The 22,180-nt window shown below is 42.3% G+C and carries 15 protein-coding genes and 1 pseudogene; 2 read left to right on the top strand and 14 right to left on the bottom strand.

Annotated elements, in window-relative coordinates:
* Window positions 1-2: 2 nt before the first annotated feature.
* From KKC46_08875 to KKC46_08825, 11 genes are all read right to left on the bottom strand, one after another.
* Window positions 3-836, bottom strand: a complete 834-nt coding sequence (locus KKC46_08875; GenBank protein ID MBU1053927.1) for a hypothetical protein — start codon at window positions 834-836, stop codon at window positions 3-5.
* The gene (locus KKC46_08870) at window positions 833-1,582 is read right to left on the bottom strand and encodes a hypothetical protein (protein MBU1053926.1); all 750 of its coding nucleotides are present in this window, start codon (window positions 1,580-1,582) and stop codon (window positions 833-835) included. The genes KKC46_08875 and KKC46_08870 overlap by 4 nt, the downstream gene beginning before the upstream one ends.
* Before the next feature lie 873 nt (window positions 1,583-2,455).
* Complete coding sequence (locus KKC46_08865; GenBank protein ID MBU1053925.1) at window positions 2,456-3,217, bottom strand: 3-oxoacyl-ACP reductase FabG; 762 nt, start codon at window positions 3,215-3,217, stop codon at window positions 2,456-2,458.
* 257 nt (window positions 3,218-3,474) lie between these two features.
* The gene (locus tag KKC46_08860; protein ID MBU1053924.1) at window positions 3,475-4,236 is read right to left on the bottom strand and encodes an SDR family oxidoreductase; all 762 of its coding nucleotides are present in this window, start codon (window positions 4,234-4,236) and stop codon (window positions 3,475-3,477) included.
* Between the two features lie 167 nt (window positions 4,237-4,403).
* On the bottom strand, window positions 4,404-5,423 hold the full coding sequence (locus KKC46_08855; protein MBU1053923.1) for a hypothetical protein: 1,020 nt from the start codon (window positions 5,421-5,423) through the stop codon (window positions 4,404-4,406).
* A gap of 105 nt (window positions 5,424-5,528) precedes the next feature.
* A complete protein-coding gene (locus KKC46_08850) occupies window positions 5,529-7,946 on the bottom strand; it encodes an MMPL family transporter (GenBank protein MBU1053922.1) in 2,418 nt (805 codons plus the stop codon).
* Window positions 7,947-8,811: 865 nt separating this feature from the next.
* Entirely contained in the window at window positions 8,812-10,158 is a 1,347-nt protein-coding gene (locus KKC46_08845) for a DUF1329 domain-containing protein (GenBank protein MBU1053921.1), read from the bottom strand.
* A 52-nt stretch (window positions 10,159-10,210) separates the two neighbouring features.
* Window positions 10,211-11,749 carry a hypothetical protein gene (locus tag KKC46_08840; GenBank protein ID MBU1053920.1) on the bottom strand — a complete coding sequence of 513 codons (1,539 nt, stop codon included), beginning with the start codon at window positions 11,747-11,749 and terminating at the stop codon, window positions 10,211-10,213.
* Window positions 11,750-12,161: 412 nt separating this feature from the next.
* Window positions 12,162-14,030: a hypothetical protein gene (locus KKC46_08835; GenBank protein ID MBU1053919.1), complete on the bottom strand. Its 1,869-nt coding sequence runs from the start codon at window positions 14,028-14,030 to the stop codon at window positions 12,162-12,164.
* A gap of 133 nt (window positions 14,031-14,163) precedes the next feature.
* Window positions 14,164-14,394 (bottom strand): 4Fe-4S binding protein, encoded by a 231-nt coding sequence (locus KKC46_08830; GenBank protein MBU1053918.1) that lies wholly within the window; start codon window positions 14,392-14,394, stop codon window positions 14,164-14,166.
* A 188-nt stretch (window positions 14,395-14,582) separates the two neighbouring features.
* Window positions 14,583-15,563, bottom strand: coding sequence for a hypothetical protein (locus tag KKC46_08825; GenBank protein ID MBU1053917.1), 981 nt, complete (start codon window positions 15,561-15,563; stop codon window positions 14,583-14,585).
* 413 nt (window positions 15,564-15,976) lie between these two features.
* On the opposite strand from KKC46_08825, the gene KKC46_08820 reads away from it, so the two are divergent.
* Window positions 15,977-17,563, top strand: a complete 1,587-nt coding sequence (locus tag KKC46_08820) for a helix-turn-helix domain-containing protein (protein MBU1053916.1) — start codon at window positions 15,977-15,979, stop codon at window positions 17,561-17,563.
* 112 nt (window positions 17,564-17,675) lie between these two features.
* Here KKC46_08820 and KKC46_08815 read toward each other — a convergent pair whose 3' ends face one another.
* Window positions 17,676-19,754, bottom strand: a complete 2,079-nt coding sequence (locus tag KKC46_08815; GenBank protein MBU1053915.1) for a hypothetical protein — start codon at window positions 19,752-19,754, stop codon at window positions 17,676-17,678.
* Window positions 19,755-19,757: 3 nt separating this feature from the next.
* Window positions 19,758-20,291 (bottom strand): 4Fe-4S dicluster domain-containing protein, encoded by a 534-nt coding sequence (locus KKC46_08810; protein MBU1053914.1) that lies wholly within the window; start codon window positions 20,289-20,291, stop codon window positions 19,758-19,760.
* A gap of 97 nt (window positions 20,292-20,388) precedes the next feature.
* On the opposite strand from KKC46_08810, the pseudogene KKC46_08805 reads away from it, so the two are divergent.
* Window positions 20,389-20,484, top strand: a pseudogene (locus KKC46_08805) (DUF4372 domain-containing protein).
* Window positions 20,485-20,523: 39 nt separating this feature from the next.
* Here KKC46_08805 and KKC46_08800 read toward each other — a convergent pair.
* Window positions 20,524-21,822, bottom strand: a complete 1,299-nt coding sequence (locus KKC46_08800) for an MFS transporter (protein ID MBU1053913.1) — start codon at window positions 21,820-21,822, stop codon at window positions 20,524-20,526.
* Window positions 21,823-22,180 lie beyond the last annotated feature (358 nt).

Here is a 22,180-nt window from a genome sequence, read left to right as displayed (position 1 = left end):
ATTCATATCGAAGTTGGTCCTTCTTTCGTGTCTCCTTTATCAGGATGTTTCCAAGTCATAATTAAATGAATTGCTATTCCCAATATCATTAACGGATAAATAACAAGAAATGCCTGCAGCACCGGATTGCAGGCTATTGCCAATTTTACGCCGGGCAAGGCGTGTAAGGTTTCGTCTTCGTTAACCGGGGAAAGAAACCATTTCAGAGTAATCTGAATATCTTTGTAATATAACGGCCTGAGCAGATAAATGCGGCCTTTAGCCAGTAAACGGTCTCCCTCGTTAAGTGTCACTTCTGCATAATTTTTATTATAGTTTAATTCATTATTCATGATTTCTCTTCGTGATTTTTGAAGCACTTTGGGGTCATCTACAAAATGGATATCAGTTATTTTCAGATCATAAGTGTTTTCAAGCGAAAACACTTCGTTCTTAAAAAGAGATACATCCCCGTGTTTGTAACCCATCATGAAACCTCCCAGATGTCCAAGCGCAACAAAACCAAAAATGATATGTACTATCAGCATAAAGAGTTTTGCCCCGCTGAAACGATGCCGCATCATTTTTAAGATGCGATTCCAGGAACAAAAGATAAGGTTGACGCCCATACCAACCATGACCAGACAAAGCCCTATAAACCAAAGCTTTAGCTGAGTTGTTCCCTGTAAGGGATTTATAAGCCAATCTATTGTCAGTACAGAATTCATCTCCTTGAACAATTTAAAGAAGTCTTTATTTGACGCCAGTATCAATCCCCAGACAAACCACAATAAAAGGACAACGAAGGTCCATACTGCAAAATTAAGTGATGAAAGGCGTTCCGTAATCCTGCTCATATAATACTCCTGATCGCCATCAGAGCTAAAATCAGAAAACCGGATACAATACCAAGTCTGGGTCTCCAGCTTCCCGGACGATGGTTAGAACCCGGAATATGAACTGCCAACATAAAATACATAACAATCAGGGTGGACTGGAAGAACCCTGCACCCCATTGCCAGAAATCTCCCCACCCTCTCAGACACCAATGGATTCCAACATATTCCGCTATAAAAAACAGCGCTGCACCCAAAATTAAAAAATTTCTTCCCAGATGTGCACGGTAAAAAGCCAGAGAATTGCTATTGCGGCTATCAAAGCGGGATTGAATATAAAGAGCTGACGAAAACAAGGTTAATGAAACCACTGCTATCCGTAGAGCATGAAACATAATGATATAAAGATCATCATAATCATATCCGAATGGGCTGGGTTCTTTTCTTACAAAAGCAGCTATACCCATAATAAGCAATATCTCGAGCCATACCCAGAATCTCAGATCAGGAATTTTCCCTTCCTGCCTGCTAAACAAAAACCCCAATACTGATAGGATTAACGCCCCTAACATTAGAGACTCAAAAAGCCGGTAAACAGGTGCGTGTCCTGACCACACCATAAGGACAACCATACAAATTACATTAGCAATCAACCCAATCAGAGCCATGAGATTTTCTAAAATCTTTTTGCGAAGTATGCAAAACCCAAAGGTCAAAAAATAAAATAAAAAAGTTATTGCATAAAATAAAATCAGAGTATTTTTCATATGCACCCGTATCGATAAAATACTTCCATCATACATACATGATATAAAAATTTATGAAAAAGTGGCAGTTTATCAGCAGCTTCCAATTTCTATTGAATGGAATAACAAATGTCGAATTTGTCATATGTTGCATAGTTACAAATGTTAGTTCTTGTCAATATTTTTTTTAATATTGCATTATTATTTTTATAGTAACCATAAATAACCTGTGCATACCTTTAGTAACTTTTGGAAAGGAATAGATAACCCATGGGTTCCTTAAAATATGCCAAGCCGCGGCCTCCAACTTCCCGGACGATGATTCGACCATAGAATATGAATAGCCAACATGAAAAATATTACTACCAAAGTGGACTGGAAGAAGACCGCGCCTCATTGCCAGAAATCCCCCCCATCCTCTCAGACACCAATGGGTTCCAATATATTCAGCCATCAAAAACAGCACTGCACCCAAAATTATAATTCTTAGCAACCTCCAGCTCTACTGTGGCTAAATCGACATATGACAAATTTGACATATGTCATGTGCTATAAAGGCTATCTTTTGGCAATAGACTTTTTGGATCCATTCGTAGGGATGCGTGTAGTGTATTAAAAGCTGAAATGATAGATAAAATTCAAATGTCGAAAACCCCGACCTTCTTCTTTATTGGCAGTTTCTTGATCCTTTTTTCCAGCCTGAGTGCCTCCTATCGTGTCATTGGCCGACTTTGAGCTTCGAGATGAATGGGAAAGCTACATGATAAAACTGAAATTATCAGGGCAACATTGCATCATAGCTTTGTAAATACTTATATATTTATAAGATTCCAATACTCCTATCAATAAGAAAGAAATAAGAGGATACAAGGAATAAACCTTAAAGTCATTTTACTACATTCTTAAGCCACCATTGACGCTGTAATCTTGGCCAGTAATCCAATTGGCATCTTCAGAGGATAAAAAAGCGACCATGGCTGCTATTTCTTCCGGCTCTCCCAGCCTCCCCACAGGCACCGCGGACACATACTTGTCTTGGATGCCCAAATATTTGGTCATAGCCTTAGCCAGGGCTGGAGTGTTGACCGGCCCGGGAGATATACAATTGACAGTTATACCATCTCCGGCTAACTCCAGGGCAATAGCTCTGGTGAAGCCTGCTACCGCGGCTTTGCACCCTGAATAAATGGCAAGATTAGCCGTCCCGTGTTTGCCGGAATCCGAAGCTATATTAATGATCCTGCCCTTTTTTTGCCCAAGCATTTGGGGTATGACAGCTTTGCAACACAAAAGGGTGCCAATAAAGAGTATATCTGTTTCCACTCTCCACGATTCAAGTTCAGTTTCGTGAAAACGTTTAAAAGCGTAGTGATCGGTCTTAGGACCGTGAGAGTTGACCAGGATATCCACATGGCCAAATTTGGCAATGCTCTTTTGAACCATCTCCTTGACATCGTATTCGCTGGTTACATCAACCTTTAACGCCAATGCCTTACCTCCGGTTGTATTGATGTCCTCAGCACCTTGCTCTGCTACCTCTTTGTGCACATCCGTCAGCACAACACTGGCGCATTCTCCAGCCAAAGCTCTGGCGATGGCTAAGCCTATGCCACCGGACGCCCCTGTGACTATGGCTACCTTATTTTCAAATCGCATATTATATTCTCCATTTTAGTGTTATTAACAAAGAGATTTGTCCTGTTTTATAGCAAACAAATTGTCCATTTTTCTGTCCCCGGAAAAATGTTAAATTTGTAGTCGAAATATCTTACCTGAGACAGAAGACGATAGGATAGTTACGCTGCCTTTTCCTTTTTTCTTTCAGTTTCCCTTGTTTATCATAATCAACAAATTCGCGTGAAACATGGAAAATGGCAAATGAACGATCAATCTAAGGATATTAGATGACTTAATTATACTGCGGATCTCCAGCCGTCGATAGCCACAAATTGACCGGTAATAGATGAAGCCCCATCAGAACAGAGCCACAGTACAGTCTCGGCAATCTCCAGCAGCACCCCAAGCTCTCCTATCGGCATAGTATTATTGAGCCTTGCTTCTGCTTCCGGATCACGTTTAAAGTGTTCCTCCGCCCCAAAAGTGTGGATCTGGCCCGGACAAATGGCATTCACACGAATACCCGATTTGGCATACTCCAGAGCAGTTGTTTTTGTTAACCCCAATATCCCATGCGTGCTGGCTGAATATGCGCACTGGTAAGGCGTCCCATACAATCCCGAAGCTGACGACATATTTACGATAACCCCACCTCCCTGCTTTAACATATGATGTATCTCATATTTCATACATAGCCAAACCCCCCTTAGATTGATGTCCATAAGATGATCCCAGTCTTCTTCTGAGATATCTGCTGTTAATGCTAAATTCACACCGATCTCTGCGTTATTAAAGGCGTAATCAATACGGTCATATATTCCGATAGTTTCCAGTATCATCTCCTCTATCTCAATTCGCTGGCTGATATCAGTGTTGATATAATAGGCATCGCCGCCAGTTTCTCTGATCATCCGGACAGTCTCTTCACCACCATTTGTCATAATACCAGCAATAACAACCTTTGCATTTTCCCTTGCAAAAGCCAACGCAATAGCTTGACCAATCCCCATAGATTCACCGGTAATAAGAGCCACCTTGTTTTGAAATTCTGCTTCCAAGTAACATGTCCCTTCTCTTAAACTAAAAGTATATTGATGATCATTCTTATCTTAGCTGTATCTTTTTACCGTCTCCGCCAAGATTTAATTGGCATTCTCTTCTTTCTCTTTGATGCTCCAAAATCATGCACCAAATAACGGTTTTACTATATTGCTTTAGACTACTTTCAATTTGACTGGCCATTAGGCATATAACCCATCAGGTTTATCTGATTGCCTTCAGTTATGATGGTCATCGCGCGCGCGCCAACTATGATTGCTTTTTTCTCACTCAAAAAATCAAGTCCGCTGAACCAGGATAGCTTTATATCCATTGAAACTTCGGTAGGCTGCCACGTCTTTCCGCCATCTTCGCTCGTCATTATCTCCCCACGGTCTCCTGCCGCAATACCAAAATTGCCCTGCATTTTAACTTCATAAAACGTTGGATACTCCCCTTTATCATCGCGTGCCAGGGTAAGTGTTTTCCACGTCTTTCCGCCGTCTTCGGTCCTTAGCACCGTGCCGCTCAACCCTACCACAACCCCCTGATGATTCGAAGTAAAAGATACCCCGAATAGCGTGTTTTCAGTTCCTGTATCCTGAGGGTTCCAGGTTATACCTCCATCCTTCGTGTATAATATTGTGCCAAACTCACCAACCATCCAGCCCTCTTCTTCTCCAACGAAAGTCATGCTGTAAAAAATAACATCCTTTGGACATGTTTTGTTTTCCCAGGTTTTCCCGCTATTACCCGTATAGAAAATCGCTCCCCAATCACCTGCAGCCACACATTTCTCAGGGCTAAGGGCTTTTACCGCAAATAGATGCTTTCTTTCCGGTGCAGTCTGCTTGCTCCATGTCTTGCCGCCGTCAACCGTATAAAGGATCGTACTGCCTTTCCCTACAATCCATCCTACTTTGGGATTGCAAAAGGAAACGGATAAAAGCAACATGTTTGTCTCGGCATCCTGCTTCTCCCAGTTCAAACCTCCGTCTGTGGTATGCTCGATTTCTCCCCGGTCGCCTACCGCCCAACCTTCCTGCTCATTTATAAAACATACTGAAAACATACTATTTCTGAACCCATGCTTCTTGGACACAGCAAAAGCAAGGCCGCTGGAAAATATTAATAATGCGGACAGCAACACCAGGATAATAAGTTGGGTACTTTTCCTTTCCATCTTATTTTCAACCTCTCTTTTCATGTATTTTGTTCCTCTCTGTGATTACGTATTTGATCATGTGCTGTTATCGGGGTAATAAAAATTGAAATCTGTACCCCGGCAACGCAATGGCAATCTGTTCTGATATTATGCCCTGTACTTGGGCAATATCTTTTCAGGGCCCACGATGGAGACCAAAGCTGGCAGAACAGTTAGTGCCCCAACCATGTTGGCAACTAACAGGAATGCCAAAAGAATCGCCATCTCAGCCTGAAATTTGAAACTGGCAAAAGCAAAGAAAATAACAGAAACAACCAGGGTCGATGCCGTAAAAATGATCGCTTTCCCTGTTGTAGTGATTGCCAGGTAACGTGCCTTTTTGTAATCGCCGTTGCTGAACTGGTATTCCTCCGACAGGCGGCTTAGAATATAGATGCCGTAGTCAACGCCTATACCCACGCCCACCGAGGCCACAGGCAGGGAATTGATGTTCATGTCAATCCCCAGCCCGAGCATCAAAAGATCACTCAGCACCTGCGACAACAATAGGGGGATAAACAAGACTAGCGCACCCCAAAAGGTCCGATATGCAATTGTGCAAAACAGGAATGTAAAGCCAAAGATGAGCGCCATATTTATCCAGTAGGACCATTCCACTTCCTCGTTCACTGCAGCGAGAATACCTAAAATACCACCGGCCAAACGAAATTTTATCTTATCGACTGGGTTATCATCAATATATTGCTTAAGTGTTGCAATGGCATCCTTAATGACCTGGTTATTATACTCGCGGAAATAGAGGATTATGGTTGCATTGGTATAATCGAAGGATACGTAGCGATCCATCTCACCTCCGCTTGTGGAACCACTGATTAAACGCAGAACCTGTTCCACATCCAATGGTTTTTCGGGCAACATAGCCCACTTTGGATGCCCATCATGAAACATCCGGAAAACTGTTTTTATCATATCGCTTATGGTTATGGCACCGCCCACGGCTGGGATATTGTCGCGGGCATAAATCCCCAATTCATTAATAACTCTTACCGTAGCCGCATCCGCTATCGAACCTTCCTTATTTTCTGTGCCTTCGGCAACGACAACCATCTGACTAGCGCCTATAAAATCTTTATTAACAATATCCGCGGCTATATTGTAGGGATGATCAGAATAGAGTATAGCCTTGCCTGCGCTGGTATCACCTACCTTCAAATGTTTTTGCGTTAAATAACCGCCTCCAAAGATAACTATAATAACCAAAGCCAGAACAATCCACTTCCGGAACCCCTGAGTCAGGGAGATAAAAAACTCACCAATCTTTATGTATATTTTATCACCGGGACGTGCCGTGATCTCTCTCAGTTTCTCACGTGCCGCATCCTTGTCCAAAGCTGCAAGCTGATCCTTCTTTAAATGCTTGGCCCGCGGCGGTGGCAGGAGAGAAACCAAAACCGGATGCATTACGATCGAACTGACATAGATAGAGATAATCCAAAAACTACCGTAGATGGCCAGATTCCGCATCAAAGGAATGCTTGCCACAGCAATAGTGAGTACGCCCAGACCATCGGTGATCAGTCCCAAAATACCGGGTTTGTAAAGATAGCCGTAAGCGCTGATGATGGCTTTTTTCTGCTCCCCGATAGTGGCATATTCCTCATGGTAACGTTCCATGGACTGGACAGAGTGGCTCAATGCCCTTGCCGATAAAAGCAGTGGTATTACCAGAACAAGCGGGTCAATGTTTATTCCCAGCGTTGCCGCAAAACCCAAGCCCCAGATTGCGCTGACCACAGCGGAAATCATGGGGATGAATACCCCCATGAAGCTGCGAAAATACCACCACAGCATGATGAGCATCACCACCGCAGTCACGATAAAGACATTGTAAAGCTGAGGGACATAGTGGGCTATCCAAGCATAAAGCATGGGATAGCCGGTAATATAAAGGGTGTGATTAGAGTCATCGACTTTCGACTTAATCTTTTGCATTTCCTTAAAAAGATAATCCAAGTCCAGACCTTCTTCCCAAAAACCGGCGGATATCAAAGCCGCTTTGTCATCGGGGGAAACATATACGCCCCGCACCCCCTCATTGGTATAAACCCTCTCTTTTAGAGATCTCAACTCCTCCGGTGTTTCAGGTAATACTTTCACGATCGGACTGATTCTTAAACCACTTGCCCCCACACCGATATTCTTGAGCCTTGGATGGGTCAAGGAGATAATCTGTAAGTTATCCACCCCTTTTACGGCCATGATTTCCTGGGTAATCAGATCAACCTTCTTAATGGTTTCCACATTGTAGATATCCCCTTTTTTTACCTCCAGAACCATGGTCATAACATTTGCCGTGCCGAACATGTTGCGATATTGCTTATAAAGTTTGATATACTCATGTTTGGGAGGATAGAGATCGAAAAAATCGGTGTGGATCCTAAGGTTTAAACAATTGTAACCGAAGAAGAGGGTGCCCAAAACAATTAATATAAGCATCAGAACCGGATGACCAACATGAAATTCAACCAACTTTAACCAAATTGTCTTTTTATGTTCGCTTGTCATCAATTACTCCTCATATCTCACAATTTATATTTGTTTCTTCAAAACCACTGAGATGTCCGGTTAAGTTTTTGCATATAACCGGGAATGTTTTTGTTCTCTGAAAAATACGAACTTACAGTACTGCCGGCATCACGAAGTTCGTATTTCTTTGTATTCGTAATCACCGTATTCTTTTGATACGGATGTGCTCTCCATGAGTTTCATGGCAATAAATCACTATGGGCAGATAGGTAATAAAATATCCGAATCAAGGCAAAGCTGTCGGTGTTGACATCATATTTATGTTAAAGCCCATATGGATTTTGGCTTTTCTATAGTTTTTTCAATAGTCGCCCAGGCCGTTGGAATCAAGGCGTTGATTAGTAAACTATCAATAGGGTTGAATTCTCCGAAGGCTTAATACCGATTCGTGAGAATATTAGATGCTTCTATGCAAAGATTTGAATAGACTAATTGCCGTTATTTTAACACCCTGTTATTGATGGCCCCGAAAAACTACTACCCTCGATACCGCTTTTGAAAAAATATTTTTACGAGCAAAGTCATTTCATTTAAGAACTTGAATATAATTTCTTCCTAAAACATATTCTTAAAAATATCAGAAAATTAATATTTTTTATTCATCCGCAAAAGACATTTTCAATATTTATTACCTCTTGGTATAAGCACCGGCATTTCAATGAATATATACAGCCGGGTAATATAATTTTGGAAATGACACTGGTCGAAGTTTTTCTCCTGTTGATTATTTTTTGTAAATCTTGGGGACTAATTTCAAGCATTTTAAAACCGTAAAATGGTGAAATTAGTCCCCATTAAAATCGCCTCAGTTAATCCTATTCTAAAATCGTTATGGATTTGCCTGTTATTTGGACATGGACATTAAATAGTCCTTAGTAAACCAATCCAACGGCATCCTGGAAAGAGGTTCAAAAATCGCGTACCCTTCCGGAGTCTTGGGAGTCAAAAACCACCCAATGGTGGCATGGCGAGCTTTTTCGTCAACAGTTACCTGGGCATCCCTTAATCCCACATTGTTATTGCCATCTTCGCCTTCTTGCAAGCCATAGGTGGACATTGTCCAGGTTCGGAACTGTCCGGCTCTATCCTTCACTTCCTTCATCCAGATCAGGCAGGTATCCTGATCAACATAATTTGTGTGCAATCCCCAGGCATAATAACGATTTCTTGGCATCTGCTCAATGATCCAGCACTTCCTTGGCACCCAGATTGCGTTGGTGGTTGCCCATTTGGCACCTTTCCACCCCGGAGTATTAAAGCCAAATTTTATCGTCGGTACCTGCATGAAAAGCGTTCCATCGGGGTCAGACTTGGCATGAATCTTCAAAGCGGAGGTAAACGGAACGAGGATCGTCTGCTCTCCCACAAGTTTCCATTCCATCGTTTTGTTTTTTCCACACCAACTAAAACCCAGATCCGTCCAGGAATCACTTCCCATATATGGGTCAGACCGCTCGACGCCGGAACTTTGCCGAATACGGCGAATAGAAGGGATATAGTTGAACTGTGTAATATCAGGCCAGTCGAGCTTATCGTACATCAATGAATTCATTCCGTACATGCTGAAGGGCTCTTGTACCAGACTAAGCTCAACGTAAGAATAATGGTTGGGATTTTGGCTCTCAGTGATTGCAAGCTCCGGTGGCCGGCCCAAGAGGTGGTTGTTAAGACTGTCCCCGATGATAAAACGATGCTCACCTTTATCTTTGTGTATCCACGAAATACGGCTATAATATCTGACACCCATCAAACGATGTTTATTATAGTAGAAGTTCCACATTATCTTTTCGCCAGCCTTGGGATCCGATGGATTGACGTTGGGAAAAGGAAAGCCATAAACATTGCGAAGAACCTGTCTCCCCGAGCCTTTATCAATTAAATCACCCTCGGCATTTAGATCGAATTTACCGTCATTCTTTTTACCCGCCGCTACAAATTTATCCCAGTGCTTATATTCATAATTTAATTTACCCGTTTGGAGAATGAAGTCTCCCCTTTCCACAGCCCTGTAAAGAGCCGGCATAAGCATATTTTTATATTGTGCAACGTTGTTACTATCTATCGTCTTGGCAATATCCTTGGTCTCCTGAGCAGGACTTACTCCCCCAAGCATTAGCAAAGCCGTAAATAGCGACCATCCCAACCACACCAAAACTCTTGTTGTTTTTGTTTTCACTTTTTTCCTCCTCATCAATTGCCCAAGCGGGCAACAAGCCACTTGTGGGTTTATTTATCCCTCATAGTTACCAGTTATAACCTAACTTTAAGGTCAACTCGCTCGTAGTAACAAGTCCCGCAAAGCCGGTCTTGGCAGTCTTATCTCCCAAGAAGGCGTGTAATCCAATACTGGAATAAAAATCGTTGCTTATCTGCCAAGATACTACAGGGTGAATATATCCCGATTCACCTCCTGCTCCAGGCCGGCTGGGAATCCAAGCGGCAGCAAACGTAGGAGCGATCCTGCCTTCGAGCAAACTCCATGATACAAAAAAGCTAATTATATCCAAATCCCTTTGCTTGGAGCCCGCTTTCTGCGATTCCGGTTTATTGAAGACACTATCCCATTCGTTGATCTTCTCATGTATCCACTCGAAACCTAAATTCGATCTTTCATGAGTGGTAAGAAAGGGAAGCATATACTTCTTGTCAAGCGCCAGCATCCACCGGGTAGTTGGTTTCAAACGAAATAATGCCAGACCACCCGGCACTTTGTTGCTTGGCTCAGCGCCATAGCGCGAAATCGGATCGCCTGTGTGACGAGCAATCTCACCTCTGATAATGAGGTCCAAGGGCAAAATATTATAACTAAAATAAGCACCGTAAACATGCTGTATATTGTGAGTTAACAAGAAAGTACTTGTTGCAGGGACTAACACTGTGCCACCATCATTGTTAACGTCTCGGAAGTAAGTAGCTGAAATACTTAAATTATCCTTGATATCAACAGTTACTTTCGCACCGTATTCCTGCTCTTCAGTAGGCACACGCTGTTCGACGTTATAGCCTTTAAAACCGCCAAACAGGATACTTACATAAGGTGCCTTTAAACCTACCGATGGGTCACCGGCAACACTGTCAAGAGGCCCGAATTGCGCGGGGCGGATATCGGGAACCCAGAGAAAATCAAAATTAACACCCAAACCCCTCATAACAGGAAGGCTGTAGTTTAACCGCGCCATCCAGAGTGGAATTTTTACATCATCAGGGTTCTGAAAAAACATCATATTAGATTGATCCTTGGGGTTGATAACATCCAAAAGGGTGGAGTTACCCCCAGCCTCACCCCAGGAGACAATCTGCCTTCCGGGTCTGAAGAAGAAGTTACCTAAAGCCCCACTATAACGAAAATCAATAAAAGCCTCTCGCAAATCATTCTCAAATTTGACATCCTTCTTGCCATAGTCAAAGCGCGACAGTCCCATATTTTCACGGATGTCATGATATTCATTACCCCTCAAATCGTATATAGAGTCATAAGCCCCGCGAAAGGTCATATGAGCCTTCAAAACCCGAAAACTCCCCCATTCCAGATTAGATCCGGGATCGATATCAAGATCGAATTTCAAAGTGTTTCTCTGCTGAACTCCTTCTGCTTCTTCGAAAAAGCCGTTTTGAATTCCGGTTGTATCACGCAGAACATAGCTTGATTCGAGATAACCATGGAAGGTTGTTACAGTGCTCCCCACCCCAGCCCTGATTTCAGGTGTGAATAGCCCCAAGATAGCCGTTATGGCAAAAACATATAACAATCCTTTTCTTCTAATTCTTCTTTTAGACCTCATAACAATGCCTCCTTTTTTACTTTGCAAAGTGTCTTAGCAACAACTTTATAGCTCAGCCTATTCCTTTTTTCCTCCTTCTTTATAGTATTTGACACCATTAAAGAAAAACCTTCCATCATCTCATATGTGTTCATAACGAGCCACGGCAGTTTCTATAAAACCACATCATGACCATCGAAAATGTAGCCCAATGCATTGCTGAGAGCCTCACAATCTCCCACCGTATTTACTCCCTCAATCCTTCATTCTTTGCTAATAATGATCTCAACTGCCACTATGATCTTTCAGGGAAACTCTTTTATGATCATATTTGCTATCTACACACTACTTACGGCAGTATACTGACGTAAAATGGTAATAAGTCCGTCGTGGTTTCTACTTTACTATTTAACTTTCCCCCTTATAGAGACGGTTAAAAATTGCTCATTTGTTTTACGGTGCCTTCTATTTGATCCCACCCTCTTTCTTTATAATATTCCGTCAGCAGCGCATCGAATCTCTTTTCGTTTACAGGATCATGGTCCTCATCCTCAGAGACAAGACGCTCTGAAACAAAGCGCCGGGCAATGAAGCGATCATCCTTTCTGGTACGCCCTTCCCGAAGGTTATACATCCTCCTTATATCCCAGACACGCCCCATAGCTTGCATGAGATTTTCCCCGTTTATCTTAATACCTGTCAGAGACTCATAGAGACCGGCCCACACACTTAATTCCACCTGCTGATGCACGGGCATCTGGCACAGGCCAAGGCTATCGAACATTGTAGCGTGATCCTCTGCCCATTTGGCAAACCGCGCCAATCCAAATCCCTCCAAATCTGTGGCAGCTTGTTCTGCTTGATCCGATGGCATCCCAAAATTCTTTTCGAGGTACTCCTTGGTCATTACTTTACCCGCCCAACCGGGTGTGTGAAATCTACCTCCCTCAGCGTTAAGCATGACGCTGAATAAATCAGGCGACATTCCTCGCCGTGGATCGTAATAAATCGCGTGCCCCCTCGCATGGACTGAATATTTCTCAGAATTTTTCCCGATAAGCTGGGGCCCTTTGATCAATCCATCGGCTAGTATATTCCCTAATCCTTGCCTGAAGACCATCTTTCGGAGCAGTTCCTGCACTTCCTCTGCTGCTCCCCAATCTAACTCTATCCCATCGGTGTCGGTTTTATCTATGATTTTTTCCTGGTAAAGCTCGATTGCAAAACTCAGTGCAGAGCCGGTAGATAGATAATCCATACCCAGACGATTGCATAATTCATCACACCTTATGGCATCCTCCCATCCTTCGATCGCACAGTGGGCGGCAAATCCGTGAAAACCCCCAACAAGACAGGAAACAGCCATGCCATCTCCGACCTTTTCTCCTTTCAAGATCCGAATAAGGTGTTTGCAGCCAACAGGACAACCCATGCATGAGATATCTCCTATTTTTATCTCGCTCATAAATTTGTCGAGAGGAAAGTGGCTGGGTAGATCTGCCGGAACAATCTCGCGGTAATTTTTGTATTCATGCGGGCCAAATGGAGAGATCGGCGGCCCCATGGCACCGAGAGTTCCCCACTTTCTGAAGGCTTTGATAGTTTCTTTTTTACTTCCAATAGACTGTTGATAAGCCTTATCTATTAATTCGGTAAATCTGCCTGGATCAGCCACAGAAATGGCCTTAGACCCGTAAATAGCGATAGCCTTGAGATTCTTCGATCCCATTACCGCTCCCATTCCCGATTGGGCATAGACAGAATACTTGTTTACAATGATGCTGGCCTGAACAGCATGATTTTCCCCGCCAGGTCCGATACAGGCAACTACATACTGCTTGCCCAACTTTTGCCAGAGGGCTTCTGTAGTCTCCCAGGTATCCTTACCCCAGAGATCTCTTGCATCGCAAATCTCCACATCGTCATCTATTTTAAGGTAAACCGGATGATCTGCTTTCCCGGTGACCATTAAATTATCATAACCGGTAAACTTTAACATACCCAAATGTCCGGTGCTGGAAATTCCAAGGAATCCAGAAACAGGAGTCTTGGCGACAACATTAGTCTTGCAGGCGCCCGGAATTAAAGTACCAACAAAGGGACCTGCACTAAAGATGAGAGTATTTCCCGGTCCCAAGGCATCCTCTTTGGGCTGGGCATTGTCATAGGCCAACTTAAAACTTATGCCAAGGCCTCCGAGATAGCGCGAGATCCAATCCTCGGAAATTGATTCACTGCATATCTCTTTTTCCTTTAAATTAACTTTCAGGATTTTTCCGGCATAGCCGCCTGGCTTTCCCATAGTAGTCTCCCTATTAATTACTCCACAACTATATTAGATAAATCATTTTTTGCTATAAATGACATCCTATTATGAAACGAAATCAAAAACCGAACTTATTTGATATTATCAAAGTTCTTGTAATACGAATTCATCATTCTATTAAGGCACCGAAATCGCAATGTTCCACACAAATACCACAGCCGAGGCAGTCTTCCCGAAAATCTATACTAAACCAGGCATTACTCTCGTCAGGAGTCACAACAATCTGTGATTCTGCCAGGCTAAAAACTCTTTCCATAGTATTATAAAATGAACAAGCTAAGCAACAACGCATACAGCCCGAGCAGTTCTCCGTTTTCACCTGTATTAGTGTTTCAGCCATAATCGACTCCTTTATTAACATATTGATATATAATAATTAGCCCAGGATTAATCGGTTCCGCAACTTTTCAAAACAAGCCAAGCGATTCTTGACCTGATAGTATTAACCGGAAAGCTGAATTCGCCCTTGATCCTGAAATACTTTACTATATTGTCTCAAGGCTTTCTTGCTGCTCAACGGCTTGACTATCATAGCCCTATATCAATGATTTCCCTTGAATCAGCTACGATCTTTTCACCTTCTATTTCGAATTCAGAGTGGCAGTCAGATAGATAACAAAAGTAACGTCTCAATCCAAACTGTTGGCCCGGGCCAATTGGGAAGTTGTGTATTAAACGCTTCACTTTATAGGTTGCAGTCCCCTTGATCTTACGCTCATCGATCATGAGAACCATCTTTCTAGGATAAGTAACTCCTGACTCCGGCTCTATTTCAAGGTCGTCTAACTTCACATACATGTCAGCATTTTTTAAATACTCGATTAGCTTTTCCCCTTTTAGTGCCCACAGCCACTTGGCTCTTTGGTAACCAAAAGATTGGCTTAATTGCGCATCCTGCCAAACAATAGTGTGCTTGGGTAAATATATCTTCCCCCAATTCCAGAAGTGGAACTGAAACTCTCCTATGCCAGCATTTTTCCACTGATGATCCGCATAGCCCTCCCCATTAACAGGGATCTCTTTACCCCCAATGACCAACTTACCGGTAATCCTACATCGGGGACGACAGATATAGGAAACATATATTGGGGTAGCCGGACATTGCTCTCGGCCAAGGAAAACCCCATCAGGAGGTTCCATAAACCCCTGGGTGAGGCATTCGTAAACGAGATCCGCTCCCGTATCGTCACTACGAAAATGCAGCTCATATCTGGGAAATTTGCCGTGCATGCGGTTATCGCCAATCCTAACGTCGCAGGTTTCTGTTGAAGCAACTACTGCTGTGGTGTGAAAAACAGGCATCAGTTTCGTAAAGTTTCCATCTGAATCACAGACATGAAACCAGATACTGGCCTTCGAGTGAGTTATATAGTACATAAGTTGCAAGCAAAATCCGTTAGTGAATATACCGTCATGAAACCACCACTGACACGCTTCAGGGCACCCTGGCATTGGATGAAAAGCTTGGTCTTTTTCACGAGGTCTATAAAATTCCGAATTTCTTTCCATAATCTAATCCCTCTTGCTTCCTTATGTTTCGTGTTTATATCCAGTATTTGGACAGAAAGTCATAGTGATTTTGAACTCTGCCGGATTGCTAATGGCAGCTCATTAAATTACTACTATTCAATCGGATTTTTCATTTCAGGTTTTGTCAGAGAACCTGACTCTACCAGAATTGACTAGTCCAATACTATTTTTTTATATCAAAAAGATTTTTTCAAAATTCCATTTGTAAATCAATTATGTTTCGTATATATTATTTGCATGGAGATAAAATTATTTCTTTTTACTCGTTTTTGCTTTAATACTTTCTGAATAGAAAATAGCTATCTTAATAATCAACTACATTAGATCTATTTAACGGCTCTTGATTTTTTGTCAGCGACTTCACTTTGTGTTCATATGTTGTGGAGAATATTATGACATCTAAAATATCATTACCACGAAAAACCCTTTCGTTTGATAATGCCAAACTCTATACATCCCTTGGAGCTCTATTAAAAGAATACCGGAAATGGCGTGGTTTGAGCCAGGAGGCATTTGCAGAATCAATCCAAATAAGTGTTCGGGAATTACAGAATTGGGAAGCTAATCGTCAAAGTGCACGAATTGATAATCTCCATGATATTTCTGAAATCACAGGAATTCCTATGGCGCCTTTGCTGGCTCTCAATGCAGAACAACCCATTTGGTATTCGCTGCAAAAAAGAATGTTTATGTATTATTCGATAGAACAATCGCATTATGCCTCCCTTGATTTATTCAAACACAGCAAAATCTCAGAATACTACTCCATGCTGAAGAAAGTCATTATTACAAAAGACAAGCACATTGATATGTTTCTTTCATGTCATCAAGATCTCTATGGTCCCAAAATACTATTGCAACGAGATGTGATTAAGAAAGCCGCATCTATACTACCTGAAATGAATTACATTATACTAGATGTTTGGAATCATTACATGGGTCATAAAATCTGTTTACCTATAAAAATTGATACATATCGAAATCTAATTAAAAAAAAGACCATCGAAGATTATGTCACAACCGAAACCATCAATGATATTATTGCGCAAAATGAAGGAGTTTTTTTCTGTTATTCTGCATTGGCGGTCAATATCAGCTCTGCGTCATGGGTGATCCTAGGTGGCATACGAGACCTTTACAAAATAAAAAAGAAAGAAAGATATCTGCTTGTCAATCATCTTGTTACAAAAGAGTCAGAATTAATTACTAAAAACATGGGCATGAACTTTATAAGAGACTATGAATGCGAACTCGCTAAGAGTCATCCTGCAATTTATGAAATAAAGTTGGATAGTTTCCTGAAATCCGATGGACCTATTAGATATGTAATTGAACACATTGACGAGAAACTGATGACCAAGAATCTGACCATAGAAAAGCAACGGCCGATGAAGATAAAAGAAAACAGATCACCTTCAGTAGTTGGTAAACTACCCTCACTCGTTGACCAACTACCTTCAACCGTTAAAGAAAATAAGTGCTATATACAACATGGGAAGAAGCAATATATTAAGTCAAAAATAGAAGTATGTAAAAATCCAAAATGCGCCCTTTATGGTAATACAGAAAAAGGTACTATTATTTCCAACGGAACATACAAAACCAAGAATGGAACTATAGGCCGCCGATTTCAATGCAAAGAATGCGGTAAATCTTTTTGCATAAGAACAGGAACCATCTTTTATGATATACGCTCTCCGGAAGAAAAAGTTCTGTGTGCCCTTAAGCTTTTGGCCAAGGGAATGCCTCTGCAGCATGTGGCGAAACATATGGAAGTGAAGTTTGACACGATTCAGCGCTGGCTTAAAGTTGCCGCTAAGCAAACGGAAAAAATAAATTCTATTCTGATTAATGAACCGGATATCTCCAGAGCGGAGTTAGATGCATTATGGAGCTTTGTTAATACAAATTCCCTTCGCCAAAGAGCGTTTATTTATACTGCTAAAAACAAGTCTAATACAACGGGTGAAGAGAGCTAAATATAAACATTGTAAATAGCGACAGGTCATATGCCTCTCGCTGGTTAGCATGTACTCCCTTTGTTTGGATGTGAGGACAATTATTGGTACAATCATGGTTTGTAGTAAATCGTTATGCAGGCAATTTACCCAAGGTATCCAACTCATCAGCCACATCCTTTAAATCCAGCTCTTCAAGCTTTGCACGCGTTGGCACCCCGGCTTTCCATCCCCTCAAACTATAGTAATCAACTATTGCATTTTCGAATTTTTCTTTTGGCGTTACTTTATTACCTTCTGCATTTTCTTCCTCGAAAACAGCATCCCAGTATGTGTCATATTTGCCTTCAGTATATCCGTCCCTTACCCATATGGCCCTCACCAGGTTAACGATCCTCTCGCCCTGTTTCCATACATCTTCCGGTGTCATTTCTACTCCGAGGATCGCACTCAAGTACTCAGGGCCCCCATTAGGACTGTTTTCAACAAGCTCTTCCCAGTCCACAAGAAGTTTATTGGGCCAATCAGGAGCATGATGCCCAATCACTGTTGGATACATGCCATAGTCCAACTTAGAACAAACAACCAAGCTGTCTGTCACGGCCGCAATGTCTTCGTGAGCGATAACGGCTTTTGCTACCTCGGGACCCCAGTAGTAAGGGTCTTTTATTTTATCCGTGCCAAGCCATTTTATGATAACTTTAGAATCTAAACCTGGGGAATACCAAGGCTCACATTTACCACACCACCCTGGTTCAGGTTCTTGACCGAATTGATCCCCTACCGCACAATAAATAGCCCTAATCGGATCAGGTGCATGAAAACTATGCCGTTCCTGAGGATTACCGAGTTTCCCCGCCTTTGGACAAATCCGCTGATAGATATATTCCATTTGTTTCCTATTGGACCCAAATTCCTCATGCTCTATAATGTATTTTGTTGCCGGCCCTAAACCTTGCGCGAGGATATCCCCAAAGCCCTCTCTGTAAGCCATTATATTCAATAATTGTCTCAAAAATTCCTGGCTACCGAACTTATCCCAAGGCAGTCCGGTGTTAGCATCATTTAAAATTCCTGCTAAGTAGCCCTGGTAGAGCCAGTCTCCGCCGTATAACAAATTCGTGTATTTATCTTTTTTATCGAGCTTCTTCAAGCCAGAAAATAGACCAACGACCAATACTTGTAGGTTGTCTATCCCCATATCATCAATGAGCATAGAGGCTTCCCAGGAAAGCCTTCCGATAATTTTTTTGCCGCCCGTAGCCATCTTTTCAGGAATCGCCCAAACAAATCCGTCAGCACATTCAACAGAACCGCTGGGCAAAGAATTGTCCGTAAATTCTGCTTTATTACGACAATTTAAGGAGCATCCTGGGCATCCGCCCAATTTTATCTTTACCCTGCCTTGTTTCGCTTCATCAGCGAGCATAGAAGACGCGAATGTTGGACTATTCCTTATCATTGCAGTACCTATAGTGGTTTTCCCATTTATTACTCTCGTTTCTCCAGCCTTGATGTTGTGAAAGCGCATTCTAATTTTATTTATTCCTAGTAATTTCTCAGGGTTTGCCACCTTTATTCTACCTGTTCCGCGCACTGCTATCGCCTTCAGGTTTTTGGACCCCATAACCGCGCCCATTCCACCCTTGCCAAAGGCAGAGTTGACTTCAACTGAAATGATAGCACTCGTGGCCAAATTCTCTCCGGCAGGCCCAATACAAGCCACTTTGGCTTTCTTGTCATGTTTTTTCCACAAATTTTCGCGGGTTTGGCGTGTAGTTAGACCCCATAAATCCTCAGCCCTTCTAACCTCTGCCTTGCCATCGCATATCCATAAGTATACATGGCATTTAGCCTTACCTTGGACGATGAGAGCATCATATCCCGCATATTTCAGTTCAGGGCCGATATAGCCTGCGTTGGCGGTTGTAAAGGATTGAGTAGGATACATAGCAGGACACTTTGTTGTAGCTTCACATCGTCCGCCTCCCAACGCACCGGTCCCGGTTAATGGGCCGGTTGCAATTATCAGTCTGTTTTCCGGGTCAAATGCCCCAACCTCCGGCGGTATCTCATCCCAATAGAGCTTGGCCGCCAAACCTCTTCCGCCCATATACTTAGGCAAGTACTGCTCACATGGGATCTCGCTTATCACCCCGCTTGTTAAGTCAACTCTCAGAATCTTACCGGCATATCCATATAGTTCTGCCATAGCTTATATACCTCCTGCCCCATATCCCGAAATAACACCCTCCGGGTTCGTGTAGTATATCAAAGCCCCAATTGGGCATGCCTTAACGCACTGTGGGTCTCCACCGCAAAGATTGCATTTAATCGCCTTTTTCTTTACACTGTCAAACCTTATACGAGGGGGTGTAAAGGGGCAAACCTCAATGCATTCCTGACAACCAATGCATTTCTTCTCAACTATAATCCTGGCATTTGTTCCTGATTCCTCATCAATGCGGATAGCTCCCTGAGGGCAAAAGCGCAGACACTGAGGCTGAACGCATTGCAGGCATGGTTGAGCTGCAATATCAAATATGTGATGACTATATGCATTCAACTGTATTCTAGCTATCTCCGGGGCAGCCACACCGTCGTTGTAAAGTGTGCATGCGTACATGCAGTTCATACATCCGGTACACCTTCTATCGTCAACAAGTAAAACTCCTTTAGATAGCGGTACATTGACTGGCAATGGGTGAAATCGCCTTTTTAGGGATTTTTGCTCATGAGTCTCTTCCATCACAATCCTCCTCTTGGGGTAGTTTTCGATTAATCATAGATAACTTAATGGTAAGTATCGTGTCCGCTCTTTTACATACTATGGTTAATTTTTATGCATGGCATTTATTCAATTGGCCTATCGCGAAAACCTTCGTGATATTGAAAGCTGTCTTTATGCTTTGGATGAAAAACTTTACCATATGGGTATTAGAAGAAGAGTCTCTCTGTGACTCTTGCTTAATTAAAAATCTTTACGATGCAGCTACCGGGTGACTTTTTGCTGCAATAGTTTTAGGAGGTTTTGTGAAAAATATAACAATACTTCCGATGAAGGCTAAAGCCGCTGAAGCAATAAAAGCCATGCGGTAACTTCCTTGGGTATCATATACCAACCCAGCAAAAAAAGGGGCAGAAGCTCCGAAAAGTTGAACGACAGGGAAAAGGGTACCCATAATCGAAGCGAATGAATTTGTCCCAAAATAATTGCCTATCAAGGTTGGCCAGCAGATCGATGCCGCCCCTACACCCACCCCAACGGGAATGGCGAAAAGGTAAATACTGGCCACACTCTTCGCGTCAAGGAAGAAAAGTATACCCACTGCCTCGAGCAAAAGACCGGCGGCCCAGATATAGCGAGGCTCAAAGCGATCCGCAAAACTGCCGCCTAACAACCTCCCAAAAAGGCTGAAAAGCATGTAATAACTCACAGCCATCGCCGAAATGCCCGCTGGATGCCCCATATCCTGTAGATAAATGACAGCATGAGCCATAAAGAACATCATCGGGCCAACAAATGCTAGTGAAGAAACAAAAAGCAGCCAAAAGGTATGAGTTTTTATGGCATCGGAGACCTTCCATTCTACGGTGCTGCGATATACTTCCATGGGAGCAGTACTTTTTGCGTCAACAGATAAGGAAGTTTCTGCATAGTTATTTGCGCCGTCCTGAATCAGTCCCATATCAGAGGGTTTGTTTTTAACTAATGAAAGAATCAAAATAGCCGAGAGAATAAGTAAGCCGATAATGAAAAACCAAGCAATTCGCCAATTCCCGTCAGCAACAAAAATAATCTTATTCAGCAACGGGGGAGCAAGAAATCCTCCCAGGCTTCCTATTGTTATAGCAAGTGACATGGCTAAGGCCTTTTTTTTTCTAAACCATAGGGTAATCCCGGCCTGAACGGGAATCATACTGCCGAATCCACTACCGATTCCTAAAAGTACCCCAAAGACAGCAACATATTGCCATCCCTTGGTAACTACCGTACCCATTAGTAAAGCCCCCAGAATTAAGAATAAACTACCTATAAACAAAGTAAACCGTACCCCTCTGGTTTTTATGTAAAAAGCAATAATTGGAGAGGAAAGTCCACCGAAAAGTCCAGACACGGTAAATCCTAATCCAAGTATGCCTCGCCCCAAGTTAAGATCCTGAATCATATATGTATTCGTAACACTGGCGCCAACAATGGGGAAACCAACATTTATCAGATAAATTAACCCAAAAATGGGAACAAGTACCCAACCGTAAAATATTTTGTTTTCGACCATAACATTCCTCCTTCTCAAATATTTTTTCTCACAGCCTTAAATGATTTGTTGTGAATCTGATAATGCGGAGTTGATATATATCCGGGCAAAACCGATCTTTTATTTATTTTTCTTACTAATTAGTGGCTTATTCTGGATAACAACTAATCACAAAAAGTCTGTACAGCATCATTGTGCAAGTCATAGTAGGTCTCATTACCTATCTGATTGTTGCCATTCAATGTCATTAACTTAAGCGAACGAATAATATTATAAATGACTAATTATATTACAATAACTATTGATTTTATGGCATTAGCATGATATATTCACTTTCAATAATAACAAACAATTACTATTGTGAAAGGAGTATACCATG

Source organism: Pseudomonadota bacterium, assembly GCA_018817425.1.
GTDB lineage: Bacteria > Desulfobacterota > Desulfobacteria > Desulfobacterales > RPRI01 > RPRI01.
The sequence above is the reverse complement of the archived record's forward strand: the minus strand, read 5'-3'. Positions and strand labels throughout refer to the sequence as shown.